This is a genomic window from Streptomyces sp. 11-1-2 (genome assembly GCF_003595545.1).
GTDB lineage: Bacteria > Actinomycetota > Actinomycetes > Streptomycetales > Streptomycetaceae > Streptomyces > Streptomyces hygroscopicus_B.
Map to the genome: position 1 here is coordinate 8,581,338 of NZ_CP022545.1, position 26,837 is coordinate 8,608,174.

General features: G+C 69.5%; 25 protein-coding genes and 1 pseudogene. 7 read left to right on the forward strand and 19 right to left on the reverse strand.

Annotated elements, in window-relative coordinates:
• Positions 1-45 precede the first annotated feature (45 nt).
• The 5 genes and pseudogenes from CGL27_RS36845 to CGL27_RS36865 all read left to right on the forward strand — a co-directional run bounded on the left by CGL27_RS36845 (position 46) and on the right by CGL27_RS36865 (position 4,567).
• Positions 46-1,065: a replication-relaxation family protein gene (locus tag CGL27_RS36845; protein WP_119992037.1), complete on the forward strand. Its 1,020-nt coding sequence runs from the start codon at positions 46-48 to the stop codon at positions 1,063-1,065.
• Entirely contained in the window at positions 1,062-1,994 is a 933-nt protein-coding gene (locus CGL27_RS36850; RefSeq protein WP_119992038.1) for an NlpC/P60 family protein, read from the forward strand. The genes CGL27_RS36845 and CGL27_RS36850 overlap by 4 nt, the downstream gene beginning before the upstream one ends.
• Entirely contained in the window at positions 1,991-2,866 is an 876-nt protein-coding gene (locus tag CGL27_RS36855) for a hypothetical protein (RefSeq protein WP_205587809.1), read from the forward strand. Before CGL27_RS36850 ends, CGL27_RS36855 begins: the two co-directional genes overlap by 4 nt.
• A gap of 123 nt (positions 2,867-2,989) precedes the next feature.
• Positions 2,990-3,820, forward strand: a complete 831-nt coding sequence (locus tag CGL27_RS50390; RefSeq protein ID WP_162953142.1) for a hypothetical protein — start codon at positions 2,990-2,992, stop codon at positions 3,818-3,820.
• 145 nt (positions 3,821-3,965) lie between these two features.
• A pseudogene (locus CGL27_RS36865) lies at positions 3,966-4,567 on the forward strand (phosphotransferase).
• A 175-nt stretch (positions 4,568-4,742) separates the two neighbouring features.
• On the opposite strand, the gene CGL27_RS36870 reads toward CGL27_RS36865, so the two are convergent.
• The 7 genes from CGL27_RS36870 to CGL27_RS36900 all read right to left on the reverse strand — a co-directional run bounded on the left by CGL27_RS36870 (position 4,743) and on the right by CGL27_RS36900 (position 12,513).
• A complete protein-coding gene (locus tag CGL27_RS36870) occupies positions 4,743-6,086 on the reverse strand; it encodes an endonuclease domain-containing protein (RefSeq protein ID WP_119992039.1) in 1,344 nt (447 codons plus the stop codon).
• Positions 6,087-6,334: 248 nt separating this feature from the next.
• Positions 6,335-6,829: a hypothetical protein gene (locus CGL27_RS36875; RefSeq protein WP_119992040.1), complete on the reverse strand. Its 495-nt coding sequence runs from the start codon at positions 6,827-6,829 to the stop codon at positions 6,335-6,337.
• Positions 6,830-7,041: 212 nt separating this feature from the next.
• A complete protein-coding gene (locus CGL27_RS36880) occupies positions 7,042-7,443 on the reverse strand; it encodes a hypothetical protein (protein WP_119992041.1) in 402 nt (133 codons plus the stop codon).
• A 24-nt stretch (positions 7,444-7,467) separates the two neighbouring features.
• Positions 7,468-7,938 carry a hypothetical protein gene (locus CGL27_RS36885; RefSeq protein WP_119992042.1) on the reverse strand — a complete coding sequence of 157 codons (471 nt, stop codon included), beginning with the start codon at positions 7,936-7,938 and terminating at the stop codon, positions 7,468-7,470.
• A 187-nt stretch (positions 7,939-8,125) separates the two neighbouring features.
• Entirely contained in the window at positions 8,126-8,845 is a 720-nt protein-coding gene (locus CGL27_RS36890; RefSeq protein ID WP_119992043.1) for a DUF317 domain-containing protein, read from the reverse strand.
• 704 nt (positions 8,846-9,549) lie between these two features.
• Positions 9,550-11,358, reverse strand: a complete 1,809-nt coding sequence (locus CGL27_RS36895; RefSeq protein WP_119992044.1) for a VWA domain-containing protein — start codon at positions 11,356-11,358, stop codon at positions 9,550-9,552.
• A gap of 69 nt (positions 11,359-11,427) precedes the next feature.
• A complete protein-coding gene (locus CGL27_RS36900; RefSeq protein ID WP_205587959.1) occupies positions 11,428-12,513 on the reverse strand; it encodes an AAA family ATPase in 1,086 nt (361 codons plus the stop codon).
• Between the two features lie 348 nt (positions 12,514-12,861).
• On the opposite strand from CGL27_RS36900, the gene CGL27_RS36905 reads away from it, so the two are divergent.
• On the forward strand, positions 12,862-13,419 hold the full coding sequence (locus CGL27_RS36905) for a hypothetical protein (RefSeq protein ID WP_119992046.1): 558 nt from the start codon (positions 12,862-12,864) through the stop codon (positions 13,417-13,419).
• Between the two features lie 345 nt (positions 13,420-13,764).
• On the opposite strand, the gene CGL27_RS36910 is transcribed toward CGL27_RS36905, so the two are convergent.
• The 12 genes from CGL27_RS36910 to CGL27_RS36970 form a co-directional block, all read right to left on the reverse strand.
• On the reverse strand, positions 13,765-16,488 hold the full coding sequence (locus CGL27_RS36910; RefSeq protein WP_119992047.1) for a BTAD domain-containing putative transcriptional regulator: 2,724 nt from the start codon (positions 16,486-16,488) through the stop codon (positions 13,765-13,767).
• 35 nt (positions 16,489-16,523) lie between these two features.
• Complete coding sequence (locus CGL27_RS36915) at positions 16,524-16,928, reverse strand: pilus assembly protein TadG-related protein (RefSeq protein ID WP_240450759.1); 405 nt, start codon at positions 16,926-16,928, stop codon at positions 16,524-16,526.
• A gap of 35 nt (positions 16,929-16,963) precedes the next feature.
• Positions 16,964-17,398: a TadE/TadG family type IV pilus assembly protein gene (locus CGL27_RS36920; protein WP_119992049.1), complete on the reverse strand. Its 435-nt coding sequence runs from the start codon at positions 17,396-17,398 to the stop codon at positions 16,964-16,966.
• Complete coding sequence (locus tag CGL27_RS36925; protein ID WP_014055880.1) at positions 17,395-17,811, reverse strand: TadE family protein; 417 nt, start codon at positions 17,809-17,811, stop codon at positions 17,395-17,397. Before CGL27_RS36925 ends, CGL27_RS36920 begins: the two co-directional genes overlap by 4 nt.
• Before the next feature lie 4 nt (positions 17,812-17,815).
• Positions 17,816-18,016 (reverse strand): hypothetical protein, encoded by a 201-nt coding sequence (locus CGL27_RS36930; protein ID WP_014055881.1) that lies wholly within the window; start codon positions 18,014-18,016, stop codon positions 17,816-17,818.
• Positions 18,017-18,074: 58 nt separating this feature from the next.
• Positions 18,075-18,974, reverse strand: a complete 900-nt coding sequence (locus CGL27_RS36935) for a type II secretion system F family protein (protein ID WP_119992050.1) — start codon at positions 18,972-18,974, stop codon at positions 18,075-18,077.
• On the reverse strand, positions 18,971-19,645 hold the full coding sequence (locus CGL27_RS36940) for a type II secretion system F family protein (protein ID WP_240450760.1): 675 nt from the start codon (positions 19,643-19,645) through the stop codon (positions 18,971-18,973). The genes CGL27_RS36935 and CGL27_RS36940 overlap by 4 nt, the downstream gene beginning before the upstream one ends.
• A 233-nt stretch (positions 19,646-19,878) precedes the next feature.
• Positions 19,879-21,222 (reverse strand): ATPase, T2SS/T4P/T4SS family, encoded by a 1,344-nt coding sequence (locus tag CGL27_RS36945; RefSeq protein WP_119992052.1) that lies wholly within the window; start codon positions 21,220-21,222, stop codon positions 19,879-19,881.
• Positions 21,219-22,061, reverse strand: a complete 843-nt coding sequence (locus CGL27_RS36950; protein WP_119992053.1) for a hypothetical protein — start codon at positions 22,059-22,061, stop codon at positions 21,219-21,221. Before CGL27_RS36950 ends, CGL27_RS36945 begins: the two co-directional genes overlap by 4 nt.
• Entirely contained in the window at positions 22,058-22,750 is a 693-nt protein-coding gene (locus tag CGL27_RS36955; RefSeq protein WP_119992054.1) for an SAF domain-containing protein, read from the reverse strand. Before CGL27_RS36955 ends, CGL27_RS36950 begins: the two co-directional genes overlap by 4 nt.
• Positions 22,751-23,680: 930 nt before the next feature.
• Positions 23,681-23,983, reverse strand: a complete 303-nt coding sequence (locus CGL27_RS36965) for a hypothetical protein (RefSeq protein WP_240450761.1) — start codon at positions 23,981-23,983, stop codon at positions 23,681-23,683.
• A gap of 571 nt (positions 23,984-24,554) precedes the next feature.
• Positions 24,555-24,992, reverse strand: a complete 438-nt coding sequence (locus tag CGL27_RS36970; RefSeq protein ID WP_119992057.1) for an ATP-binding protein — start codon at positions 24,990-24,992, stop codon at positions 24,555-24,557.
• Between the two features lie 612 nt (positions 24,993-25,604).
• On the opposite strand from CGL27_RS36970, the gene CGL27_RS36975 reads away from it, so the two are divergent.
• The gene (locus tag CGL27_RS36975) at positions 25,605-26,756 is read left to right on the forward strand and encodes a helix-turn-helix domain-containing protein (protein ID WP_119992058.1); all 1,152 of its coding nucleotides are present in this window, start codon (positions 25,605-25,607) and stop codon (positions 26,754-26,756) included.
• The last annotated feature ends 81 nt before the right edge of the window (positions 26,757-26,837 follow it).

The window sequence follows — 26,837 nt, forward strand, 5'->3', positions numbered from 1 at the left end:
CGCTCACCTGGCCTTTTCCGACCGATGCCTTGGTGGTGATCCGTCATGCCCGCTCTGCCTCGCCCCGCCTCCGGCCCCGGCTCGCGTTACACCGCGCGCGCCGCACTCACCCGGCCCCGCCCCACACCAGCACGGCACCGCACGGACCCCGCCGCCCTCACCCGCAGCCTCACCGCCCGCGACCTGTGGATCACCGCCATGGTCCACGAACACCGCGTCCTGACCACCACACAGATCGCCCGCATCGCCTTCACCAGCCAACGCTCCGCCCAACGGCGCCTGCGCGTCCTCCACCACCACGCCGTCCTGGACTCCTTCCGCCCCCTGACCCAGCACGGCTCCGCCCCCGAGCACTACACCCTCGGCCCCACCGGCGTCAGCGTGATCGCCGCCTACGCCGGATGCGAACCCGCGGCCCTCGGCTGGCGCCCCACCACCACCGGCCGCATCGCCTATTCCCCATCCCTCGGCCACGACATCGGCGTCAACGAACTCCTCACCCACCTCGCCGCCCCCACCCCCAACGCCACCCACGGCCGCCTGACGCTGTGGCTGTCCGAACGCTCCTGCGCCAGACGCTGGGACGACATGATCCGCCCCGACGCCTACGCCCACTGGCACCACCCCGACCCCATCACAACCGACGCGGACACCCCGGTCCTGCTGCCGTTCTTCCTCGAATACGACACCGGCTCCCAGCCCCTGCCCCGCGTCGAAGCCAAACTCGCCGGCTACGCCGCCTTCACCACCTCCACCAACACCCGCCCCGCCCTCCTCATCCACACCCGCACCGCCTCCCGCGACCGCGCCCTCCGCCACCGCCTCACCCAACCCGCCCGCGACCTCGGCCTGCACGTCGCGACCTCCTCCGCGGACTTCACCACCCACACCCCCTGGGGCCCCTGGTGGACACCCCTCCACCCCACAGCCCGCCGCACCACCCTCACCGGCCTCACCACCCACTGGCCCCACCTCACCCCGGCCAGCATCGACCCCACCGACGCCGACACCACCCTCACCCTCCCCATCCCACCCCGGCCACCCACAACGCCGGACGGCCGATGAGCCTGCTCACCAAAACCACCACCGGGATCGGCTGCGCCCTCATCGCCCTTCCCCTCCTCGGCGCCATCGCGATCGCCGCACTCCTCAGCTCCCTCATCCCCGGCACCAGCGGCACCACCACCGCCCCGGGCAGGAACGCCCTGCAGGACATCCCTGCGAGCATGCTGGCGCTGTACCAGCGCGCCGCCCCCGAGTGCCCGGGCCTGTCCTGGACGATCCTCGCCGCCATCGGCAAGGCCGAGACCGACCACGGACGCCACCCCACCATGCGATCCTCCGCAGGAGCCGTGGGCCCCATGCAATTCCTGCCGTCCACCTTCAAGCTCTACGCACATCCAGTACCGGCAGGTGGACGCAGACCCCCGACACCGTGGGACCCGGTCGACGCAGTGTTCGCCGCAGCCCGCCTGCTGTGCACACACGGCGCCCGACACAACAAGAACATCGAGCGGGCGATCTACGCCTACAACCCCTCCCACACCTACGTCGCAAACGTTCTACGCATCGCACGCCGCTACGCCGCCGTCCTCCCCACGACCTCCGCTGCCGGCCGGGAGGTGGTGGCCTTCGCCCGCCGCCAGCTCGGCACCCCCTACGTCTGGGGCGGCGACGGCCCCGCCGAAGGCGGCTTCGACTGCTCCGGCCTCACCAAAGCCGCCTACGCCACCATCGACATCAGCCTCCCGCGCGTGGCACAGGCCCAGTACGACGCCGGCCCCCGTCTCCCCGCCGGAGCACGCCTCCTACCAGGCGACCTGCTGTTCTTCGGCACCAGTCCGCGGGCTGTCACGCACGTCGGTATCTACAGCGGCCACCATCACATGATCGACGCACCCCACCCCGGCGCCGTGGTCAGAGAAACCCGCGTCCAGCTGACCGGCCGCACCTACCAGGGAGCAACCCGTCCGAGCCCGCGCGGTACGCAGTGAGCACGCACCCCACCCCCGCCGAGATCGACACCTTGATGCGCACGCTCGTCCGCATCCTGGCCGGCGTCGCCGCCCTCGCCCTCATCTTCACCGCCGTCAACGTCACCCTCTTCGCAGTCGATCACCACATCCCCTGGCCGATCGCCGTCCTCCTCGACCCGATGGTCGCCCTCACCCTCACCAGCGTCCTCTACGCCGACGCACGACTCGCCGCCTGGAACATCCCCCCACCACGCTGGTCCACCACCCTGCGCTGGTCCACCGGCCTGGCCGCCACCGTCATGAACACCTGGACCTCCCTCTGGCCCGACGACCACATCGGCTGGCCCCGCCACGCCGACCCCGCCGGAGTGCTCCTCCACGCAGTGCCACCCCTGCTCCTCATCGGCCTGACCGAAACCGTCGCCGCCTACCGCCGCTGCACCTCCCAGACACACCCGCACCCCACCACCGCACCCCACGACGACCACCATGAGGAGCACCCCAGGAACACGCCGGGAGCACCCGCACCCCCCGCTCCACCACCGTCCGAGCGCACCGATGAGGACGACGGGCGCCCGACAGTGGCCACCACACGCCACGACAGCCACGAACCCACCCCCGATGGACCCGTGGACCAGCCCGATGGACACAGCCGCGCAGACGCTGATGTGTACGCGCGGGCTCTCGCACTGGATCTGGCGGCCCGCCAGCACACCGGTCAGCCGATCAGCATCCGCCAGCTCCGCCGCCACCTGCACCTGGGCCAACACCGCGCCCGAGAGCTCCGCACCCGACTCGACGCCGAGCGCACCCCGGGAGCACCCGCACCTCACCCCGCACCCGGCGGGCCGCTCCAAGAGGCACCCGCCCGGGGGACGGGAGCGGCTTGACTAGTCGGCCACCGCAGAGCGTTCATAGTCGTCGCCGCGGACCACCGCGTAGGCCACGCGCCGCGAGCACCCCGGCCGGGGCTCTCTCCACAACCACCCACCACCCACGCGGGAGACCCCACCATGCCAACCACCACCAACACCGACAACACCACAACCAACCAACCCGACCCCGCTCAGCTATCCGGCGCCACCGCCGCCGTATGGGCCGCACTGAACAACCAGCCCGGCACCACCAGCACCACCCTCGCCCAGACCGCCGGTACCGGCCGGTCCACCACGACCAAGGCCCTCCGCCACCTCGAACAGACCGGCCTCGCCCACCGAGAGAGCGCCGCCCCCGACGGCAGCGGCCGCCCCGTCAACTACTGGTACCCCACACCCACACCCACACCCACACCCACACCCGACCCTGACACCAGCACCTCACCGGACACGACGGACGAGCCGCCGACCGCTGACAACGACAGCCACGAGCAACCCACCGAGCACCACGACCACCCCGCGCCCACTGCAGAGTCCCACGCATCCGAGGACGACGCATCAGAACACGACGACGCTGACGAAGACGGGGAGCGGGGTTCTGCGAGCGAACCCTCACAGGGAGTAGAAAACGACGATGCGCCGGCGCCGACGCCCGCGTCGGAGCATCCGACAAGCGAGGCGGCCTCGGAGGACACAAAGACGGAAGAAACCCAGCCGACCGTCAACCAGAGCGGCCACCGGACCCGCCTCGCCCCTGGCGCCCTGCGCCAGATGGTCATCGGCCACCTCACCGCCCACCCCGACGAAGCATTCACCGCCACACGCATCAGCCGGATCATCGAGAAAAGTTCCGGCGCCATCGCCAACGCCCTGGTCACCCTGACCAAGCAGGGCATCACCGAACAGGTCACCGAACGCCCACGCACCTACCGCATCACCACGGCAGCAACCAGGAGCGGCCAGGCATAGACCGGCACAAACGGACCAGCGGCCGGGTACCGCCCCTCAGTTGGGACGGTCCCCGGCCGCTCAGCTTGGAGTCATCAGGAACCAGTGCGGAACGCGCCGCGATAAACCCGGCGACGTCGACGGTCATCCCGGGATACTGGCCGCCATGGATGAGGTCAAGGTCGTCGTCTCCCATTCCGAGCGCGCGACCCTGCGCGCCCGTGACATGTTCCTGAAGGTGGACGCCGATCAGGCGCGCACCGACGTCGAGGCGATGGCCCTGGCGCCGGGCCCGACCTCGGAGGTCATGTGGCGCAAGCAGCCCGTGCTCGCGATCGCCGCGGTCCCGGGGTCGGCGCTCGACCACGTCGTCGGCGGCGTGGGCCGCGGCGGGTGCCGCCATCCGGAAGTTGCACGACGCGCCGTTGCCGCCCTCGCCCGGCCGGGGCCTCGACGAGTTGGTAGCGGATCTCGACGGCGAGTGCGAGCGGCTCGTGACGAACGGCGCCTTGCCCGCCGACCTGGTCACCCGCAACCGCCAGGTCGCCAAGGCCGCGCTCCGGCCGTGGACTCCGGCGTTCACGCACGGCGACCTGCAGATCCCTCACCTGTTCGTCGACGGCAACGAGATCACTGGCATCATCGACTGATCCGAGGCGGGCCGGGGTGATGCCCTGATCGACCTCGCCACCTTGACACTCGGACACGAGGAGCACCGACCCGACCGCCTCGGGCTGTGAGGTCGACGTGCTGAGATCCCGGATGTGAGGCTGCGCGGGCCCGACTGCCACGAGTGCGTTCTGACGCATCGAACAGGCCAGTTCCTGGGGCGCATCGCCTGCCGTTACTCACTCTGCTGCGCAATTTTGCCGGGGCGCGGGGTGACCGTGCCGAGCCGACAACTGCGAGGTGACGTTGGGGTGTCAGGTCTCCTGGTGCCCGCTCAGAACAGTGCCAGGCCCTCGCCGCTGGTGTCCGCGACGACTGGCCGGACCTGGGCAGGGAGTCCGTCCAAACGGTCAGGACCGGCCGCGGCGGCCACTGCAGGAGCCGTCTCGGCCAACCAGAGACGAAACCGCTCGGCGGCTTCGCGGTAGGGGACTCGCGCCAGGACACAGTGCTCGCCGGAGGGGCAGAAATCGACTGCGACAGTGAGCAGGCAGGAACGGGGCTCGTTCTGACTGCCCGTCCAGGACACGCGCAGGACACCGCAGGGCTCGCGCCCGCGGGAGGCGGGGTGGGTCGGGCGCAGCGATCGGCAGGCTATGTGGGCGGTCCATGCGGCGAGGTGCGGCAGGGGCAGGGTGGTGCGTGCGCGGCAGCCGGGGCAGCGGTGCCAGTGGCGGAGCCAGTCGTCGGTGTCGGTGTGGAAGAGGCGTGTGTAGCGGTTCGCCACGCGGATGTCGTTGCTGTACAGATGGTCGGGGCGTTCCTGTGTGTTGCAGGACTGGCAGACAGGGGCGCGGACGTAGCCGTGTTCGTGGCAGTGGTCGAGGACTGCGGCGGGCGCGGTGCGGCAGACAGCGCACCCCCACCCGGCCACCCTGCGGGAGGTACCGGGCTTCCTGCTGAGCACCGAGTACAACTGGCCTTCCAGCTCTCCGTTGTACAGACGCAGTGAGGCGGTGGGGCCCTCGGGGCTCGCCGTCTGCCGACCGTCGGTGTCCCGTGCCTGCCGGGGGTGGGAGGGCGGCTCGATGGCGGCTGCGCTTGCCTGGCGGGTCCGCGCGGCTTGCACCCACTGCGCTTCGGCGTGCTCGGCCGCGTCCAGCAGCCTGACCACGGCGCGCGGCAGCCACCACGTCCGCTGCGTCCCGACGCGGGTCCGCTCCACGAGTATCTGCCGCCAGTCGATCCCCGCCAGATGGGACGGCCGACCGACTTCACCTCGTGCTGCCCGCTCGGGACCGCCCGGCTCCTGCAGTCCCCTCGTGATGCGCCGACGCCAACGCAGCTGCGTATCCTCGTCGCACTCCTGCCTCGGCGCCCCACGAAACGGACCGATGCGGACCAGGTCCTGCCGATCCATCCCCACCGCGTTCAGTTTCACGGCCGCACGGCGCACCTCAGCCTCCGGAACACTCCACTGACCGCCGCTCGCCCTCACCGTCGCCACCACATGGCCGCCGAGCAGGACGTACCCCACCCGGGCATGGGCAGGAGAGCAGGTAAATGCCCCAGAAGCCGTCGGCACAGCACTGTCGGCCGTCAAATCGACCCACAGAGCGTCCGCGGCACCCAGGGTGATCAGGCCGTCCGTGCGACCGGGCATGACACGCTCTGACATACCGACAGGCTAACGGCTTGCAACCCGGCAACGGGCTCCAAACGCCTCGGTCAGCCGGGCCGCCGCCCACGCCGCATCTGCCGTGGAAGACCCCGAGACCGCTGGGCGCGCCGCAGAAATCCTGGAACAGTTCGTCGAGATCATCCACGGCAAGGCCCGACTCGTTGACTCTCCCAATGGCATGCATGGAAGAGGCCCTGTCAGCGGCCGTCGTGCAAGCCGCTGACAGAGTTCCTCATGTGATCGCGTTACCGGCCACCGCATCCGGCGTGTCCGCAGCCGCCGCAGGAGCCGCCGCTGTTGCACGTGCACGGGCAGGGGTTTACCCGTCTGCGGCTTGCGGTGGGGGCGTCGGTGCGCTGCTGGGGCAGGGAGACGGTGGGCGGTGTGGTGGGGCGGTCGGGGTTGGCGCGGTGGGCTGCGGTGTCCAGCAGGCGCAGCCGTGCCGGGTGGGGGCGTTGGTCGAGGCGGGTCAGGTAGTGCGGGAGGGTGGGGTCGGTCAGTCCGGTGAGCTGCCATCCGGCGGCGTTGATCAGGTGGGAGGCGGCTTCTGCTTCGAGCCATGCGGCGTGGTGGGGAGAGACGCGGGTGGCGTGCTTGTTGCAGACGTGTTCGGTCGCGGTGTTCAGCACGCTCGAGAGCGCGGATCGTGCGCTGACGGCGTCGCGCATGAGGAGACGTTGGCTCTGGGTGAGGATCTTGTGGACCAGGGCGCGGTGGTGGTGGAGGTCGGGCGTCGCCATGAGGGCGGTTCCTTTCACCTGGTATCTGGTGCTGTCCGGCGCGTGCGCGCGGCAGCACATGGCGGTGGTACGGGGATGCGAGCTGCGGATTGGCACAGATGGCCCCAGCAGTCGCGTCTGGGCGCGGGTGCCCGGCGGAGTGTTCGTGGGCCGTGGCGGCTCGGGGTACAGCGGTGCCCTGCCGGAGGCGGAGAGTGCTGGGCAGATGCCGATTATGCGACGAGGAGGGCGAGTTTGTAGGCCTCGATGACCAGGTTGAGCTGGTTCATCTGTTGTACGTAGCGCGTGGCGTTCACGTCGATGGCGCGGCTGGTGTGTTGCAGGAAGCCGAGCGGGACGGCGTCGGTCTGGTTCGCGTGGGCTGGGACGTGGCGTAGGTGGTCGCGGGTGTTCCTGGCGTAGTAGCGCAGTTCGGTGTGGAGGCGGTCGGCTTCTTGTGCGGTGGTCCAGAGCAGTTCGGCCAGGGGCCCCAGCGCGGTGTCGGTGAGGCGGCGGTGGCGGCGTAGCGTTGCGTAGCCGTCATTGCCCAGGGCGGTGCGCAGGGCGGTCTCGCCAGGAACGGTGTAGGTGGATGGGCTTGTATGAGGCCGTGGGCTGCTGAGGGGGCTGTCCATGGGGGTGCCCTTTCGCTTGAGGGCTTACGCCGCGCCGTAGCGGCAGGTCGGGGCGTGTCCTTCGTCGGTGTCGAAGTTGTCGGGGTAGGTGGCGGGGGTTGGGCCGTTGCTGAGTGGGGCTGGTCCGGTGGCCAGGTGGGTGCCGAGGTCGGCGAGGTGGCGGACGGCGGCCAGCGGTACGGGCGCGGCGCACACGGGACAAGGGCCGAGGAGTTCGAAGGCGTCGTCCTCGTAGAGGGGGTAGCGGGCGAGGAAGGTGTATTGGGTACGGGTGGTCGGGCAGGTGGCGATGGCCAGGAGGGGTTCGCCGGGTGTGGTGCGGCGCTTGCTGTCCGGGGTGATGGTGATGTGCTGGAGGCTGAGGCCGAGGGTGCTGGCGAGGCGTACGGCGGTGCGGGCGTGGTCGAGGCCGCGGTGGGGTCCGTATTCGCTGGCGGCGGCGGTCTGCTGGATGAAGGCGGAGGCTGCCTGGGCTTGTTCGGCGATGGAGGCCATGGGCGGTGTTCTCCTTGTGGCCGGTGCTGTCGGTGGCGGCTTGGTGAGTTGCCGGGAGGCGGCTCAGGTGGATGGCGGTCAGGCTGGGCGGATGCGGGTGCGTTCCCTGGCGCAGGCCTTTTGGTGGTGGTCTGGGCACCGATCGCTCCTCGTGCGTATGGGGAACAGGGCTTGAGCAGGGTGGTGTTCAGGGGTACCGGGTGATGGTCAGTGCGCCGATCTCGGGATCGGGGAGGGCGTGGCGCGGGACCGGGGCGGGGTCGGTGAGGGCGCGGCATAGGGCGGCCATCAGGTGGGTTGGGGTGGCCGGGGAGGCTAGGGCGACCCACAGCACCATGGCGTCGGCGGCGCGGCGGGCGGCGCACAGCCAGTTCGCTCCGCCCTTCCCGGTGGTGCTGGGGACGGTGGCGGTGATGACGACGGCCTGCTCGTTGGGGGCGTACCAGGAGTTGTCTTGGCGGCCGATGTCGCGGATCCATCCGGCTGTGGCGAGTGCCTCGGTGGCCTTGTGGGGGGATTGCGGCGGCAGGAGGTAGTGCGGCCCGTCTTCGGGGGTGGGCCCGGGGGTATCGTCGGCCACGGCGGCGGCGAATGCGGCGGTGATTTCGGGTGGGGTGTCGTGGGAGAACCACGCTGTCCAGGTCACACGTGCGGCGGAGTAGGCACTGGCCGTGAACTCCCAGGCCATCAAAGGCTTCCCGGGGTGCTCGGAACGGCTGTGGAGGTGGCGTGCGTGGCGCTGGCCGCTGGGGTCGCGGTAGTCGGTGTGGCACGGCTCGTGGGTGGCCTTCCATCCGGCTGCCAGGAGCACGTCGTCAGCTGTGGTCACGGCGGCGGGGTCGGGCCCTGCGAGGTAACGGGGCGAGATCAGATAGTGCGGTGTGCTGGGGCGATTTCGGTCCTGCATGATGAACTCCTCGCGTATCGGGTGGGGGATCCGTGGTGTCGGCGTCGTTTCGGGCTGTGAGGTATTCGGGGTCCCGCCGCTCCGGTCACCGGAATGGCACTGTTCTGTGCCGATCGCTGGTGGCGTCGACTTGTGAATGCGTCGCGGTATGTGGCGTGCTGGTGATGTGACATGAGCTGTCGCTCCTTGTGAATGGAATAGGGAAATCGGGGGCGGCGTGTTGTCATCCGGTCGTCGGGGCGGAGCAGCAGGCCTTCGGCTGGGACCTGTGCCAGGGCTGCTGGGCACGTCAGGTGACGCCTAGCTTGCGGCTTCCTTTGATACGGCCTCTGAATCCGCATTCGGCCGCACCTCCTACCGCCCAGCCTCATGGGCACATGTCTCCCGTAGCGGCTTCTTCGAGTTAATTCTCTGCAGATTTCCGATTCCGGTTATTGCCGGGAATGCGGCCAATGTAGCTCGATATTGGGGATCGGTCGGCATTGCTGGCGGCTGCGAATTGCTGGAATTATCGCGAATTCGCGACCGTATCGGAGGGGTATTCCATGGCTGGGTGACGCATAGTGTCGTCGGGTGTGCGTCTGGCGGGTGCCGGGTTCGACCGGTCAGGCAACGGGCGCGAGGGTCCGGGTGGGGTCGGCGCCCCGGCCCGGGTGGGCCGGGGGCGTGTGGGGTCCGGTGCGCGGGTGGTGCGGTGGGGGCGGTTATCGGGTGGTGGTGAGGGCGGTGGTCGCGGCTTTGGCGATCGCGGTGATGGCCTGGGCGGGGTGGGTAAGTTCCAGCGGCGTGGCGCCCGGCAGCGGGCACGGGTCGGGCGCGAAGGCGAGCCATAGCACCGCGCATCCGGCGTTCTTCAGGGTGGTGATGCGTTGGGCGGCGCGGGCCGCTTCGTCGGGGTGGTAGTAGCCGTCGGAGGCGATGACCAGCAGGCGGCCCGTTCCGGGCTGGGTGAGGGCGAGCCCGGCGCAGAGGGCGTCGATGGCCTCGGCGAGGCGGTGTCCGAGCCCCCTGGCCTCGAAGCGGGTGACCCTGGTGGGGGCGCGGCCGGGCGCGGTGATGGCGGTCAGGGCCCGGTCGTAGGCCACGGTCGCGGTGCGTGAGTCGGGGTCGGTCAGTGCGGTGGCTTTGGCCAGGATCCAGGCGGCCGAGGCGATCGGGTCTGCTGCGGCGTTCATGGATCCGGACACGTCGACCGCGATCCCCACGCGCAGTGGCGGTGTGGGGTTGGGGCGGCGCAGGGTCCGGGTCCAGGGTGTGGCCGTGGGGGTGGCTCCGGCCGCCTTCTGGGCTTCCCGGGCGAGTGCTTGGCGCATGTTGAGGCGACCGGGCGGGGCGGCCGAGGCGGCGATAGTGGTGGTGCGTTCGCGGTAGGCGGCGGCCCGCAGGGCACTGGCGAGCTGTCCAGCGGCGGCCTTCTCACCTGCGGTCGGCAGCCGGGTGCCGGTCACCGGTGACACGGTGTTGCCCTTACGGGGTTTGCCGGGTGTGAACGGTCGCGCTCCCGGCGCGAAGACCCGTTCCGCCGTTTTGGCCGCTTGCCGTTCGTGGGCGGACTGCGCGGCTTTCGCCTCGGCCCGGGCGGCCCGGGCGGCGGCGACCCGCGCCTGTGCGGCAGCCTGCGCGGCCTCGTTCGCCTGCACCCGTACCGTCACCTTCCCGATAGCTTCGGCGAGTTCACCCAGTGGTCCGCCGCCGGTGGGTTCGGGTGCGGTGGCTGGTGTGCCGAGGGCTTGGCACCAGGCATGCGCGTGATCCAGCATGCCGGGCGCGTCGTCGTCGGCGGTGGCGTGGGCCGCCGTCCAGATCTGGGTGAGGGTGTCCAGCAGGTCGGGACCGAGGATGCTGGTCACGGCCTGTTCGAGGGGTTCGGTTTCGTCCGGGTCGAGGATTCCGGCATCCCTGCGGGCGAGGATCAGACCGGCGGCCCGGGCGGCCTGCCAGCGGTTGCTGGGGGTCTGGCCGGTGATATCGGCGAGGATGAGGGTGTTGACGGCCGATCGCAGGAACGTGCGGTCGGCGGGGCGGCGGGTGAGATGAGCGTGTTCGACGCGGGACTCCTCCAACAGCAGGGCCGCCCTGTCCAGCGCAGTCCCGCGCAGGTTGGGCGGGGTGGTCCAGATACTGTGCGCGGCGTGCGCGGCCTCGTGGACAAGGACTCCCCAGTCGACCGGGTAGCGTTCCTCATCACCGCGCCGTTCGGGGCTGATGGTGGCCGGTGGCAGCGGGGCGAAGAGGGCGGCATCGATCTCCAGCTCGGCCGTGGCGGGGTAGAAGGCGCCCGGGGCGCCGGAGCGGGTGCCGTGCTGGCAAGTGACGATCACGTCCTTGCGGTCCGCGAGTTCGGGGAGCCGTCCGGTCAGGGCTGCGGCGATCCGGCCCCATTGCCCGGCCTGCGCGGCCGGGCGGGGTTCGAACAGCGGGCCGCCGTCGTCCTCCCACCTCGCCTGGGCCCATTCGGCCTCAGACAGTGCGGGCGGCTGGTGCTGTACGTGGGCCGTGGTCTGCGCGGGCATGACGGATCGGTCCCTTTCTGCGGGCGTCGGGGGTGCATGGGGCGGTGACCTGTGGGCCGGAGACGCGGGTCAGAGCTGGCGGCCCAGGGACAGGGCGCTCACCGGCTTACCCAGGGCTTTGGTGACGACTTCCGCGACGGTGTCGCGGTCTTCGAGCGGGGCGATGCCGACCAGATTGGCGAACGCCGCCTCGGCACCCAGGACATCAGCGATCTTCTGAAACGCGATCAGCTCACGTAGCTGTGGCGCCCAGCCGACCTCACCGGCCTGCTGGCAGGTGGCGAGGTTCCTCGCGATCCGCACCGCCGTCCTGTTGATCTTCAAGGCGGTCGCCAGGTCGTAGTCCGACCCCACCTGGACCTGTACCGAGAACCGGCTGGCCAGGGCCTCAGTCAGCACCGCTCCGTGAACCCCGGGGTTGTGGCCCGCGATGACATAGAAGCCCTCGGCGGCGGTGATCGTCTCACCCTTGTGCGCCTTGACCTGAATCTGGCGCCGCCCGTCCATCGCCGGATACAGCGCTGCCAGCACCTTCGGGGAGATCAGGGTCGCATCGTCCAGCAGAAGGGCCCGCCCCTCCTGCATAGCCGTCACCAACGGCCCATAGATGAACTCATAACCACCGTGCTGATCCTGGGTGTACTCCCCGATCAGGTCACCGACTGTCGTGTCACCGTCCCCGGCAACCGTGATCAGGTCCGGAAAGGCGGCCTCGATCAGCGAGGTCTTGCCCGTCCCCGGAGGACCGTAGAGCAACACCGGCACACCCGCCTCGCGCAGCCGCCGCAACGCTTCGACATCGGGGAGGTTGGCCAGCGCCCGGGGGTGATACTGCTGCCCGTTCGGGCGGGTCACCGGCCCGGGCCGCCCACCCGGCGGGCCAACGGCGGGCGTCGGCCGAGCCGTGGATGGCGGGGCCGGTGGCGTATGGGCCGGGCCGGGTGGCCCGGGTGCCGTGGCGTGTGCGGCGGCTGCGGCGGTGGTCGCTGTTGCCCGGTACATACGGGGGTTGAAACCGACTCGCACCGCCTCCCCTCGGCGCACGAGGGTTTCACACGCGTTACCGATCGCACCGCCGGAATGCCCCAGCACGTTGACCAGCTCCGTGACACTGAACTGCGCCCCCGGCGCGCCTCCGACCAGGGCCTTCGCGATACGGGCCCGCAACTCGCCCGGACGGGCCTTCCCATTCACCGGGGCCGTGGAGGCCGACGGACCTGCCGGAGGGGTCGGTGTGGCCGAGTTGGGCGTCGGAGACAACTGAGCGGCACTGGTCATCGCGGTCATTCCTTTTCGCAGCCCCGGAGCCTTTCGGGCATACTCCACCTGCAATCCGTATTCAGGCGGACCCTGTTGGCCTGGATTTCTTTCCCGGAATTCCCGGGAACACGACCAATATAGCTCGACTCGCGGCTCGTTTCGACGAGAATTCGGGCTTGAAATTGCTGGAATTCTCGCGAATTCACGACAGGAATTTATGGCAATTCGCGGGGGCACGACGCTTTGCGTCGTGCACGGCGGGGTGGACGACGCTTCCCCAGGCCACCCGGCGCGGCCACCCGGCGCGGCCACCCGGCGCGGCCACCCGGCGCGGCCACCCGGCGCGGCCACCCGGCGCGGCCACCCGGCGCGGCCACCCGGCGCGGCCACCCGGCGCGGCCACCCGGCGCGGCCACCCGGCGCGGCCACCCGGCGCGGCCACCCGGCGCGGCCACCCGCGCCCCGCCGGCCACCCGGCGCGGCCACCCGGCGCGGCCACCCGGCGCGGCCACCCGGCGCGGCCACCCGGCGCGGCCACCCGGCGCGGCCACCCGGCGCGGCCACCCGGCGCGGCCACCCGGCGCGGCCACCCGGCGCGGCCACGCCGGCCACCCGGCGCGGCCACCCGGCGCGGCCACCCGGCGCGGCCACCCGGCGCGGCCACCCGGCGCGGCCACCCGGCGCGGCCACCCGGCGCGGCCACCCGGCGCGGCCACCCTCGGCTACGCCTGGGTGGCCGCGCCTCACCTCGAGGCGTCGGCCGACTGCAACGTGCCGGCCGGCGAGGAGCGTGTGGGGTGAAGGAAATGGAAGGTGGCTGAGGACGGGGCACGCCTTGCGGACAGGTGAGCGGGCAGCCGTTGCAGGGTGAGTTGCGGTGGCCGGGGCCGCCGGGTTCAGGTAGATCGGGATGTGTTTCTGCACCGATATACAGTCGCCCTCGCCGGCGCCCGGCTCGTATACGGCCTGTACTGCGGTGATGCGGTGTGCGGGGGCGTCGCATCCAAGGGCGGCCCCGGAAACGGCCCCCGGAACGACTACGGAAACGACGGGGGAAACGCCAGCGAGCCATGCGGGCACTTCGCTGGTCCATCCGCTGCTGCATGGATGCCTCGGGATTCGCGGGGCATCCAGGGAAGAGTTGGACTATGCCGAGTGGACGAAGCGGCTGCGTGCTGTGAGCAGGGAGCGGGTGGCGGGGCCTGGTTCGAGGCCGAGTTCGTTGAGGTGGCGTGTGAGGAGGGTGAAGGTGTGGCGGGCGGTGTCGTGGCGTCCGGCGGCTTGGTGCAGACGGATGGCGTGCTGGTAGAGCAGTTCATGGGTGGGGCTGAGGCTGATGGCCTTCTCCAGCAGGGCGAGTGCGGAATCGGCGTCCTGCCGGGTGCCGGTGTGCTCGGCGTGGTGGGCGATGTGGGCGACAGCGTCGGCGGCCTTGCTCGCCAGTGATTCGCGAATGCTGTCACACCAGGGGTAGTCGCCGCCGTGGGCAAAGGGGCCGTGATACAGGTCCGCCGCGAGCCGTAGGGCGGACAGGCGCCCGGCTTCGTCGGTGGCGGTCGCGGCGCGCTGGAGGGTTTGGGTGAAGGCAGCGAGGTCGGTTTCGATCAAGCCAAGATGGAGTTTATGCAATTCTCCATGAAGCTGGATGAATTCCGCTTTGCTGTGCCCGGTGGCTGAGCGGAGCGCGCGCCTGACGGCCCGGCGAAGGTTCTTGAGTTCCTTCGCAGACTGGTCGGAATCCTCGCTGAGGCGGAGGTGACGCGCGATGTCGTCGGCGATCAGCCCGGCGGGATGGGCAGCGAGGAGGGCGAGCAATTCTCGTACTTCATCGCGCAGCCCCAGCCCGACGGGCTCGGGGTTCGGGTGAGCGTAGAGCGTCACCGGTCCCAGAACGTTCAGGCGGACTGGCTTGGCTGGTCCTGGCTCTCGTGGTTTTACGGGCCCTACGGGCTCCGACCGGACAGCCGGTGGATCGTCTTCCGGCTCCTGCTCGGCATCCTCGCTGTCCGCGTCTTGCGGCAGGTGTGCGGGGGCTCGGGCGCCGGGGACCATGCGCGGGCACGGTCGCTCATCGTGCGCGGTGAGGAGGACGTCCAGGACGTCGCGGCCGGCCTGCGGGGTGAGGTGGAACAACCGCAGGCCACTGCTCCGATCACCGCTCTCCTTATCCCGGCTGACGGTGCCGTCTGCCGCGACATGCCAGGAGGCAGCGCCGGGCAGATCGCTCAGGGTGAGGACGACGAGGTTGCCATGCGTGGCCCGGGCGGCCAGTGCGGTGAGGCGGCCAGTGTGCGCGGCATCCGGCTCGGCGAGGAAGACCAAGGTGCCTGGGCTGGGCTTCTCGTCCTTGCCCTCGGGGGTCGCCAGGGGCGGTTCGCCTCCGGCTTCTTGCGCATCGTGCTGGTGGCGGGCGTGCGCGAGGAAGTGCTCTTCTCCACGGCGGATGGCGTGGTCCAGGTCCTCGGCCGTGGTCAGGGCACTGAAGTCGGGCGGGAGACCTGGCAGGAGCCGGTCGGCGAGGTCGTGGGCAAGGAGCCCTGTAACGCGTGGTGTGCCAGGACGTTGGCGTTCGGCCGCGGTGAGGATGCCGACCACCAGCGCGCGGGCGGCTGCCTCAGCACCGGGCCCATTCCACGCGCATCCTCCGGCTTCCGCGAGGGCGTCCAGTGGGACTTCAACGTGACCGGCGGTGCCGATAGTCACCGTGGAGGGAGGCTGGGCCGGACGAGGCGGGGTGCGGCGTGTGATCAAGCTGTCCGGATCGGCAGCGGGGGTTCGGGGCAAGGCGGCCTCGCGGGCGGCCAGAACCGCTTGCTCGACCACGGGGCTCAACGGCGGAGCCTCCGCATCGAGACCGAGACGACGGGATCTGCTCTGGTAGAAGCGGAAGAAGCGCAGGGCGGCAAGGAGGCCGACCGCAGTGGTGATGCCGATGGCTCCCGCCGCGCCGATGCTCACCGCGGCCGGTCCTGGCCGCGCGTGGCTCGTGGTGTGCTCGCTGGTGGCTCGGCCGTCGGTGTCATGCTCCATACCCAGGTCCGGCGTCGGCCCCGTGGTGGGGGTGACAGGCTTACTCGGGGCGGAAGGCTTGACTTGCGGGGGCATGGGCTGGGTGGGAGGACGTGGTGGTGAGGCAGAAGCGGTGATGGGGATGGCGAGTTGCCAGCCGGGCGTGATCACATCGGGGTCGGTCAGTCGCGTACCGTCGGCCTGGACGCGGGTCTTGTTCAAGGCGTAGATCCGCGGCCACTTCAGCGGATCCCCGAGGTGGGTTTCAGCGATGTCCCACAGGGTGTCGCCTTCCACCACGGTGTACTCCACACAGCGGGGCTGGGCGCTGCCTACTACTCGCGTTCGCGGGCGTCCGTCCTTCGCCGGGCCCGGATGGGCAGGAGCCGTCGAGGCGACATCGGCACGCAAGCCCCCAGCCGGGGTGTGTTGGTGAGCATGCGCGGCGGAGGGCTGCCAGAGGCTGATCAGGGCGAGTACGAGTGTGCCCACGCACACTGCGGCGAACGCGCGTCGCAGAGGCAGAGTGTCCACATGCGTCGCATGGGCCGTTTGGTCGCGCAGCAGCCTCGGCAGGTGAGCCGCGTACCAGGCGGTTTCCTTCAGGATGGAGTAAGCGAAGGCGGCCCAGCACACCCAGCCCACCATCGCCAGCAGGTCGACCATCACGAGATCGGTGACGGGCTGCGTCAGCCGGTCGCCCAGGCTCCGCCACGAGCCGATACGGTCCGGCCACGGCACTTCGGCCGCCTGCCAGAGGATGTACGGCATGCCGCCCAGGAGGGCGAGGATGACGGCGCTGGTGCCGGTGGCCGTGACGGCGGCGCGCAGCCGCGCCCGCCACGAGGATCGGTAGGCCATACGCGGATTCGCCCCTCTTCAGCTTCACAAGTGCGCTACCGATTGGCGTGTTCGGCACGCACGGTGGCACGGGCCGTGACGGTCAGCGTGCGTACGCCGATCACCCGCAGGATCTGGGCGCGCTGGTGGTGGGTGACCCACACGGTGACTTCATCGCCGTGAACCGAGGCCCTGCCGGTGTCGCCGGTGGCGGCGACGTACGAAGTGGCGGCCCGGGTGGCCTTGCCATTCGAAAGCCGGATGTCATCCGCGCTGCGGAGTCGGCCGACATCGAGTTGCTGGGCACCGGTCCGGGCCGCCTCCTGCGCCACGTCCAGCGCGCGGGCCTTGCTGGCCAGAGCCAACCCACCGTCAACGACGATCCCGGCGAACAGCCACAGCGCCGCCACCACGCCGATCACAAACGCGGTGACCTGACCCCGGTCTCTATTCGTCGCCACCGTCTCGCGGACAACTCTCGAGGACGCTGAGGGTTTCACGGTGCGCTCCGGTGCACGTCCACCGGGGAGGAGGCGGTGCCGCTCACCCTCACCCGGCCCGGCATGCCGGTGTGGGTGAGGTGGTGAAGTGCGACAGTACAGGTGACCTTCGCGGTGACGATGCCCCCCGGCTGGAGTCCGCTGGTGATGAGCGCGACCGTGGGGTGCTCGCATCCGGCCCCCGCGTGATGGAGCGCGGTCTGCGCGGTGCGCCGGGCGCCGGTGCGGGCGTCGGACTCGGTGCGGGCGAGGGAGGCTGCCCGGGCGGCCTGGTGAGCGGTGTCCGCCACGACGAGTCGGGCGTCGGCCAGACGCCCCAAAGCGACGACCGTCATAAGAACGAGCAGGAGCAGCGGGGTGACCAGGACGAGTTCCACGGCAGCCGAACCGCGATCCGCCGAGGACGGGGCAGCGCTCGTTCCCTCGTTCACGCGTGCCCTCCTGCGGGGGTGGTGATGCGCTCGACCGCACCCGAGGCCGTGCCGCTGGCCGTCAGATGCAAGCCCGGCAGAACCGGCATCACCCTCCCCTGCACACGCACCACAGCTTGCGTGGCGGTACGGCGGACCGTTACCGACGGGGCGGTGAGGACACGGCTGCCGAGCTGGGTCAGGCTGCGGACGCCTCGCGCGTGGCCATCTGCCGCGCTGCCGTGCTGTACCCGTGCGGCGGCCAGGGCGCGTTCGGCCGCGTACTGGGCGATGTGCCTGGCGTGCCAGGCCAGCGCGAACTGGACGATCAGCAACGCGAGCATCAGCAACGCCGGAACGACGACCACCAGCTGGGTGGTCACGGCGCCGCGGTCGCCCCGGAATCCGCGCGGTACGCGCAACAGATGGTTCACCGGCTTATCCCAGGTCGATGGAGTGGGCCTTGGCGAGGACCTTGGCGACGATGATGCCGACCACGGTGAGGGCGAGGACGGTCAGCAGCGCGGTGACCACGATGGTTTCGGTGGTGTAGCCCGCGTCACCGCGGGCATGGCGGCGAACCAGGGCGGTGTGGTTGCGCAGTGTGGCGGCAATTGCTTGCAGGCGTGGGTGGAGCATCAAGATCGTTCTCCAAAACGTCCGAAGGCGTACAGCGGGGTGATTGAGGGCATGCTCGTCAGCTCACCGCGAGGACGTGCACGAGGGCGGGATAGCCGATGAGGAGCAGAAACGCGGCGAAGAGAAGCACGACGGGCAGGGACATCTGCTCGGTGGCCGCCTGGGCCGCACCGTCGGCTTCTGAGAGTCGGCGTCGTCGCATGGCGCGCGCTTTCGCGGCCAGGGAAGCACGGACCTTGGCGCCCTCGGTGCCGGCCAGACTGAGTGTGGCGGCGAGTTCCGTCAGATCACTGACCTGTAGGTGTTGTCCGAGGTCGCCCAGGTGCTGCCAGGGGCTGGTCCGGGTGAGCTGGGCGACGTGCAGGGCATGACGCAGTTTGGATGCGGCCCAGCCGTGGGGTGCCTGGACGGCGTCGGTCAGGGCCTGCTGCACGCCGGCTCCGCCGGCCAGGGAGATCACCGTCAGGTCCAGGATCAGGGTGAGAGTGTGCCTCATCTGGCGGCGGCGTTCGGCTGCCGCCTTGCGCACCGTGATGTCCGGGAGGAAGAACAGCACTCCCGCGAACACGAGTGATCCGGCCAGCGGCATCCACCAGCCCGCGTCGGCACCGGTGCCGACGCGGGCCAGGGCGACCGCGATCCACGGTGTGGCCAGACCAGCGGCGGCGCAGGTCGCCTTGCCCGCCAGGTGCTTGTCCACATCCCGCCCGCAGGTGGCAAGATCGGCGCGTAGAGAAGCGGTGGGGAAGCCCAGCGCCCGCACCAGCGGTACGGCCCTACGACCGAGATGTGTTGCCCACTCCGTTTCCCCGTCCGGCGCGATCGCATCGGCCCGCTTCGGGGATGTCGCGTCGAGAGCGGCCATCACGTCCGCAAGCGCGGGCCGCGGTGGGCGCAGGCCGTAGGCGAGTGCGACCAGTCCGGCGCCGAACACACTCCCCAGCACGACGGTGATCATCGTGTTCTCCCCGTGTCGTTCGTGGCTTCGGCGGGGTGGTGGCCGATGAGGCGAACGGGTTCGTGTACACGGCCGATGGCGGATAGCCAGGTGAAGGAGGCCGCGAACAGGGCACCGACGATGGCCAGGACCAGCTGGCCCGTCAGGGTGTTGAAGGGGTCCAGATAGGGTCGGGCGAAGACGGTCAACCCAACAGCCATGCCGAGGGTGACGGCAACCGTGACGCGGACGCCGGTGCGGATGCTGGCGCGGCCCGCGTCGATGCGCTGGCGCATGGCCACCTGTTCGCGCACCGAGTCGGCCAGCTCGCCCAGCAGGGCGGCGAGCTGGCTGGCCTGCCGTTCGGCGGCCATCACCAGGGCGGCGACCACGACATCGGCGAGCGGGTCGTCCGCGTCGTCAGCGAAGGTCCGCAAGGCAGCGGGCAACGGCTGGCCGGAGCGGACCGATACGGCCAAGGCGCTCAGCTCTCGCCGCAGAGCGGTGGGCGCGATGTCGGCTGTGGCCAGGACAGCCTGCTCCAGCCCTGCCGCCGCGGAGAGGGTGTCGCGCAGCATCTCCGTCCACAGCGCGAGTGCTTCCAGCCGCTCCGTCCGCGCAACCGCTGCCCGATCGGGGCCGAGCAGACCGGGGAGGGTCAGAAGCGCCGCGGTGGTCAGTACCGCTGCCACGGGCCATCTCGTCAGGGCTCCAGCCATCACCCCCGCCACCACGGCGGCGGTAAGGCGGCGCTGGTTCCACCCCGCGGGAAGTCGACGGGCCAAACGCCGCCCCCACCCTGCCCCCGATCCTTCGGAGGCAGGCCGACGAAGCACACCACAGATGATCAGGAGGAGACCGGTACCGAAGGCGACGCCGAGAACGGCGGCGATGGCACCTGCTGTGTCGCCCAGCCTCGTTGGAGTCATTGTTCGGCTCCCCACCAGGTGAAGCCCGCCGCTTCAGTGTCCAGTCCGGCATCGATCAGGTCCTGGAGCGTCTCAGCCCGCAAAGGTGTCGCCCGGACAGCGCGGCCGTCGGGGCCGGGTCGGTAGATTTCGTTCGAGACCAGTTGCGCCCCGTCGGCGTCGACGACCTCGCGCACGGAACCGATCACGCGTTTCCCCGTCGCGTCCCATCCCAGATGCACGACGAAGTGGACGGCGGAGGCCACCAACAGGTTGGTGGCCTCCAGCGACAGCCTCTCGGGAGCCTGGGCGGCGTACGCGGCGAGCTTGGTGAACACCCCTCGGGAGGTCGAGGCGTGGATGGTGGACAGCGAGCCGTCGTTGCCCTGGCTCATGGCGTTGCACATCGGGATGACCTCGTTGCCGCGAATCTCGCCGACGATCACACGGTCCGGTGACATCCGCAGTCCCCACCGCACCAGTTCCGCCTGGTCGATGGCGCCTTGGCCCTCAACGTTGGGTTCCCGGGCCTGCATGGCCACAACGTTGGGATGAGCGGCCGTATCGGTGTTGAGGCCGAGCTCGAAAGTGTCCTCGATGGTGATCAGCCGCTCGGTCGGCGGGATCTGCGAGGCGAAGGCCCTGAGCACGGTGGTCTTCCCGACGTTGGTGCCGCCGCCGATGATGATATTCCTCCGAGCCCGCACAAGCGCCGAGAGAAAACCGGCCATGGCCTCATCGCACGCCCCAAGGCGCACCAGGTCGTCCATGGACGCGGCAGGGAACCGATGGCGGCGTACTGACAGCGAAACGCGGCCGGTCACTGCCATCACCGCGAACAGCCGAGACCCGTCGGGGAGCTGGAGGTTCAGCCGGGGTACGCCGCGGTCGAAGCGGCGTTCCTCGCCGTCCACGCTCGCGGCCAGAGTGCGTACCAGTTCGATCAGTTCGGTGTCCGAAGCGGCCACCGGGGAACCTGACTGCCAGGTGCCGTCCGCACGGCGGATCCACACCGCATCACACCCGTTGACACAGATGTTCTCGATCGTCTCATCTGCCAGCAGCCGCTCCAGCGTGCCGCTGCCGAACAGCGCATCCATCACAGCCTGGGCGATACGTTGCTCCGCCGCGTGGCCCATTGCACCACTGCCCCGGGCGAGGGCGACGCGGGCCAGTGACGCGAGCTCCTCGTCCACCAAGCGCCCCACCGTCGCGCGGCGCTGGGTCTCGGTCTCCGGCGGCAGCCCCGCGGCTTCTCGCTCATCGGCGTAGTGGGCCAGGCGGGCTACTACGCGCTGGCGTACCTCTGCGGCCAGCTCGTGCTCCTCGCCGCGGCTCTGCCGGACCAGTGTGTTGTTCATGATGCGGACTCCTTCGGCGCCAGGCCCGCCGCTCGACGGAGGTGCCCGCCGGGGGGTGGCACGGCGCCCAGCCCCGCGAGATCACCACTCAGCCCCTTCGTCACCACCTCGTCGGTGCCGCTCAGCTGCCGTGCGGCAGCCCCCGCAGCCGCCATCAACGGCGATGCCCTCCACCCCCTGGCCCGCAGCGCCGAACGAGCGCGCCCGGCCAGAACGTCAGCCGCCTTGGGGTCCCAGGGCAGGAAGATCACGCGGCCCACACCGAGCGTCGCGGTGATCTCCCCTGCCGCGTACGGGCACGGACCCACCACAGCCAGCACGTACCGCTCCACGCGCGGCCCGGCTTCCGAAAAGTGAGCGTATGCATGCGCCAACGCGTCCGCCCCTCCCCGGGACACCAACACCACTGCCTCAGCTGCCCCCACCACACCCGAGGCGTCGTCGCCGATGCGGCCCATATCCAGCAGAACTGTTCCCCGGTCGCTCTCATCTCCTCGCAGCACACGCTGCCCCGGGCCGGCCACCAAACGCACCGCCTCCCCACACGCCCCGCCACCCGCCGGTGAAGCCACCACACGGACCCCGAACGGCAGGTCCGTAGCCGCGGCCAGGAGCGAACCCGGCTGCTCCTGGCGGGCGGAGGTGGCCACGTCCAACAGCCCCGGCGTGTGCGGACACCCGAACCGGACCGCGAGATCCCCGCCCGAAACGTCAGCCTCGACCACCACCGGCCGCACCCCGTGATCCGCCCGGTCCGGCCACACAGCCGCCAGCGCCAGAACGGTCGTCGTCACCCCCGGCGCGCCCTTGACCGACCCCACCGTGATCAGGCGCCTCACGGCGCCTCCCGCCCCTCGGCGGGGAGCACCACCACACGCGGGTGCTCCAACCCAGCGGCCCGCCGTACCGCCCCCGTCTCCACCAGGACCGTCACCACTCGCGGACCACCTGGAGAGTCAGCCGTCTTCGCGGCGGTCACCGTCCCCACGACAGGAGCGACCTCCTCCTTCTCCTCACCGCCCCCGGTGGCAGACCCGCCCGGGCCCTCCAGCACCGCCACTCGGTCACCTCGCACCACCTCGGGCGACGCATTGCCCACCTCGATGGCGAAGGCCACCTCCGACTGCCCTCGTGGCGGAAAGTCCCGGGCGCCTCCGAACTGTCCCGGTGCCAACAACGACCCGGCCACCAGAGGCACTTTGGCCCGCTGCCCCAGCACCCTCGCCCGGTCCGCCGCCAACACCACGCCAGTCCCGGATGCCACCTCCGCCTGACGCAGATCATCCGCGGCGAGAACGTGCCCAACCGGCACATCCCGCGCCAGCACCAACACCTTCCCCCGCCCCCCAACCGCTGAAGCGACCATCACGAAACCAACCGCAGAGACAACCACCGTCCCCACGCCTGCCCACACCCATCCCGGTCTGCGCCGCACCCCGCCGGTCGCCGCAACCGGCCGCTGCTGCGGATCAGACCGGCGCGCACCCGGCAGACCACTACCCGCGCCTCGGGGGCGCGAAGGTGACATAGAGGCACCCACAAATCACTCCGGAAGAGAAAGAAGACGAACTGATTGGCATCGGCATGCATCCCGACAGACCCCATGTACCGCCGTGGCATCAGCGCACGACGACAGCCTGTACCTCATCGACCGCAAGTGGCCTCTCGGTGGCTATCACCAGCCCTGGCACCCGCCCCGTCTGTCCGCCGCCATGCCACTCGACATCCCACAACACCCGGACCGATACCTTGAACGCCCGGCTCGGCTCGTCTGAAGACGATCTTCGGTAGGTATAACCACAATCAGGCGACGGCCGATCCGGCCGGAACTTCCCCGAGTACTCCGTCCCAGGTCCGGTGCACGTGACACTGCCACCCTCACCCATCGACCACGTCGCCTGACGCGGCCGAGCCGTCGCCGTCACCCTCAGACCTGGCACCACAGCGGTCTCCGTCACCGGCCCCCACGTACCGTGCTCCACCCACATCCACGTGGGCACGCCCACCACTTGCACGAAATCCTCATCCGGACTCGTCCGGATCGCAGGCTTCGGCAGTTGCAAACTTTCCACAGCTCGTCGAGCGACAACCGCTACCGGCACTTTCTGGTGATGCTTGCGCTTGAGTCTTTTCGGCTTTCCACCGTCAAAGCGTGGCAAGATCCCCAAGCCATCACCGAGTCCGTACTCCCACCCGTCCGACGTTACCGTCGGCGACTTGGAGGAAGTACTCCGCCTATGCTGCAAGGGACTGCTTCGGGAATGGGCCATGCCCTCCCTGCTCACGCCAACCGTACGTCTGCCACGACTTTCGGCACGCACTTTGCACCCGCCGGCCGCGCAACTCACCCCGCCAAAGATGCCTCGTCCGTCATCAGCTTGCGCGAACGGCCCCGTCACCATGACGTCCAAGACGCCAAGCAGTGAGGCGATGGTCCAAACGCCAACGCGTCGCGCGGTCAACATGTTCCGGCGTCATGCATGTAGAGATACGAGACCTTCCACACAGATCCCTTACGCAGCACCGTAGCGTCAGCCCTGAAGTGGCTGCCCGGAACATCGTTCTTCAGCTTTCCGTCAAGCCTGTACTGAAGCCAATCGGTGCCATCCACACAGTCTCGCAGTTTCACCTGCTGAGCGGCAGCCGTGACGACCTCAGGATCAACGTGCAACGTTCCCTTGACGACGACTTTCTCTGCCTTGGCCTTCTTCAAGCCGTACTTCATCAGCTCCAGGGCTCCGCCTGTCGCGTGGTCATCCAACAGTGGGGAGCCTGCGTCGGATGTGGTCGATGCGGCGGCCAGGTCCCGCCACATCGCACGGTAGGCCGCTCGGGCATCACCCTCGGGCCCATGAGCGATGTGCAAGGAACTGTTCGAGGTCGAGACTGAGGGCTCATGCTTGGCTGATGGTGCGCCATCCGAGTCCGTTCCCGAACAACCGATCGCACATAGGTTGGCAACCGCGATGGCTACGGGAAGAATCCAGCGCCTTGTCATATGTTCAAGATTCCGCACAACCCCCCACCTTCCATTCAACAGCGAAGCAGAGACTAGCAGGCCGATTGCTCCAGGCTTCGCAGATTCCCGTACCGACGCGACATCAATCCCGGCGGACACTGGACCCCGCCGCTGCGCAACTAAGACAATCGCATTGACGCCTGAGGTGATATTGCGGACGCACTTACGGTTTGTGGTTCACGCTCAGGTAATACGTGGGCGCGGGCGCACGCAGAGCTTTGGTCTCCACGACCAAGTTCTTCTCATGAACGCGTGCGACCGCGCCTGTCGTTGGATCAGATTGTGAGGGGCCCTCTTTCGCTGGCGAGGGGCTTTAATCCTCAGATGCGCTAGAGATTGCCATCCAGGCGACCTTCGTCTCGCTCTCCGACAGGCGGAATCCCCATCGTCCACGAGCAAACGCCTCCACGATCTGCAAACCCCGCCCTCGTTCCGGTAGCTCCGTATCGGCTCTCACTCCGCTGTTACGCGATGAGGGCATCGCCGGTAGAAGCGGATCGCTGTCTTCGATCTCGAAGACGAACGAGGAGCCCTTGCGAAGGAGGCGCATCTCGTATGGACCGTGCGCGTGTTCCAGAGCGTTGGCCGTGAGCTCCCATGCCGCCATCACTGCGTCCCCGACCGTCTCATCGGGGATTCCTAGCTCATGAAGTGCGCACCGCAGCGCAACGCGGATTTGTGAAGCGACATGGCGGGTTCTATCGGTCCAGCGCCAAATCAGAGCCTGACCGCCGTCTTTCATCTGCGTCATGACCGCATCCCTTGCGTGTTTCGGGGTGCCCGCAGCGACGGTCTGTGGGTGGCGTTTTTGGACGCAGGTTGTATGGCGCTCGTATCGCTCGACAGGAATGGTGTGGCGACGAAAAGGATTGCGGCCATGCGGATTCCTCCGATTGGTTCGCGAATGGAGCGCAACTACGACACCGCGGACCAGTCCTAGAGCGGAATAACCCCGTGGGGTGAACTTTGCATGTCGCTGACTTACGACATCAAAACCTTTCTCTGGCGCAGAGATCGACGCCTTCGCTCGCCGACTACGGGGGTAATTTATTTTTACTGAGGCACTTCTCGCGTACATGGCAGGGCGACCCACAAATGGTTATCAAGCACGCCCCGGGCATCCGTGAGTCGTAGGACTTCCCGGGTACCTATGCCAAAGCAAGTCCAGGTCGTGACTTCGCGCACCGCTGGGCCAAAGATGCGGAACGCCTGGCCTCGAACGGCTACTGCCATGCCGGTGGGCGTTGCCTTCAGCGGTGTGACTAATGTGTCGCGTGACACGCATACGCGACCTGCCATGGGGAAACTGATCTTCCCATGGATGAGTTGAGCGGGCCTTTGTCCTGGCAGAGGGCAAGCCTGGGTGAGTGGGCATGAGAGCGAACTGGTGATGCGTGAGCTGGACGAGCCGACCGGCGGCGGCCCCATCGGAGCCCGCTTGGCCACTTGGCGCCGTCACCGAGGACTCACCCCGGATGAGCTTGCCTCCCGCACGGGCCTGGAGCTCGATTACGTCACCGAGCTGGAGGCGGGCCGGGAATGGATGGACCGGCGCGGTCGGCTGGCCGCCCTCGCTGCCGCCTTGCGACTGGACATCGCGGATCTCACGGGCCAGCCCTACACGCCGCGTGGAGAGGACCACGCGGCGGTTCGAGCGACCGCCTTCCACCTACGGCACCGCCTGCACCGCCACTACCCGGACACGGCGCCCAGGACGGTGCTGGAGGACCTGGCGGAACGATCCCGCGCCGCCGCACAGGCGGATGCCGCTGGCGATGAGTGCCGACTCGCGCTCGTGCTGCCGGAGCTCATCGAATCGACGGACCGCGCGGTCCTCATCGCCTCTTCTGTATCAGAGCGGGAGGCGGCGAACCGGCTGCGCGTGCAGGCGCATCTGCTGGGCTCCGGGCTGTTGCGGCGCCTGGGCTACAAGGACCTGGCTTGGGTGTTGCTGCAAAGAGCTCGCCCTGACACCCGCGAAACGCTACCGGTGCTGGTCGAGGAGGTGCGGCTGCTGATCGACCTTGGCTTGCCGGAGCATGCGCTGACTCGCGCCGCACGGGCTGGGGACGCCGACACCGGATGGGAGCTGTCCGCTTTGGGCGCCGTTGCTCAGGCAATGGCCGGACGCCGCTTGGAAGCGGAGGAGTTCCTCGCCACAGCGACTGCGCGGGCCGCCGACACACAGGAGTCGGCATTGGTGTTCGCGGCCCGCGCCACCGTCGCCGTCGAGTTCGGCGATTCCGCCGAGGCCGCCGATCATGCCCGTGCGGCAGATCAGGCCGGGCTCGGCGGCGCCCACCGCTCCAGCCTGCTGATAACAGCCGCGGCGGCCGAAGCTCGTCAGGGCCGCAGCGATCAGGCAGCAATCCATCTCGTCGAAGCCGACGCGGAGTCACCGCTGCGGCTGCGGCTCGCCCCCTTCGCACGGGACCTGATCGTCGCACTCACCAACCGCACCACCACCCAGGCCGAAGCCATACGGGACCTGGCCGAGCGAGCCGGACTGCGGTGATACCGCCCGACTCGGCGGAAAGTTCCCTGATGGCGGGAGTTCGCCCTACGCTAGGGCTGACGCACGGAAGCTGAGGCGGGG

Bases quoted from the DNA above. Each gene is read 5' to 3' on its own strand.
- CGL27_RS36845 (WP_119992037.1), top strand. From the start codon at position 46: ATGCCCGCTCTGCCTCGCCCCGCCTCCGGCCCCGGCTCGCGTTACACC.
- CGL27_RS36850 (WP_119992038.1), top strand. From the start codon at position 1,062: ATGAGCCTGCTCACCAAAACCACCACCGGGATCGGCTGCGCCCTCATC.
- CGL27_RS50390 (WP_162953142.1), top strand. From the start codon at position 2,990: ATGCCAACCACCACCAACACCGACAACACCACAACCAACCAACCCGAC.
- CGL27_RS36870 (WP_119992039.1), bottom strand. From the start codon at position 6,086: ATGTCAGAGCGTGTCATGCCCGGTCGCACGGACGGCCTGATCACCCTG.
- CGL27_RS36875 (WP_119992040.1), bottom strand. From the start codon at position 6,829: ATGGCGACGCCCGACCTCCACCACCACCGCGCCCTGGTCCACAAGATC.
- CGL27_RS36880 (WP_119992041.1), bottom strand. From the start codon at position 7,443: ATGGACAGCCCCCTCAGCAGCCCACGGCCTCATACAAGCCCATCCACC.
- CGL27_RS36885 (WP_119992042.1), bottom strand. From the start codon at position 7,938: ATGGCCTCCATCGCCGAACAAGCCCAGGCAGCCTCCGCCTTCATCCAG.
- CGL27_RS36890 (WP_119992043.1), bottom strand. From the start codon at position 8,845: ATGCAGGACCGAAATCGCCCCAGCACACCGCACTATCTGATCTCGCCC.
- CGL27_RS36895 (WP_119992044.1), bottom strand. From the start codon at position 11,358: ATGCCCGCGCAGACCACGGCCCACGTACAGCACCAGCCGCCCGCACTG.
- CGL27_RS36910 (WP_119992047.1), bottom strand. From the start codon at position 16,488: ATGGCCTACCGATCCTCGTGGCGGGCGCGGCTGCGCGCCGCCGTCACG.
- CGL27_RS36930 (WP_014055881.1), bottom strand. From the start codon at position 18,016: ATGCTCCACCCACGCCTGCAAGCAATTGCCGCCACACTGCGCAACCAC.
- CGL27_RS36935 (WP_119992050.1), bottom strand. From the start codon at position 18,974: ATGATCACCGTCGTGCTGGGGAGTGTGTTCGGCGCCGGACTGGTCGCA.
- CGL27_RS36945 (WP_119992052.1), bottom strand. From the start codon at position 21,222: ATGAACAACACACTGGTCCGGCAGAGCCGCGGCGAGGAGCACGAGCTG.
- CGL27_RS36955 (WP_119992054.1), bottom strand. From the start codon at position 22,750: ATGTCACCTTCGCGCCCCCGAGGCGCGGGTAGTGGTCTGCCGGGTGCG.
- CGL27_RS36970 (WP_119992057.1), bottom strand. From the start codon at position 24,992: ATGACGCAGATGAAAGACGGCGGTCAGGCTCTGATTTGGCGCTGGACC.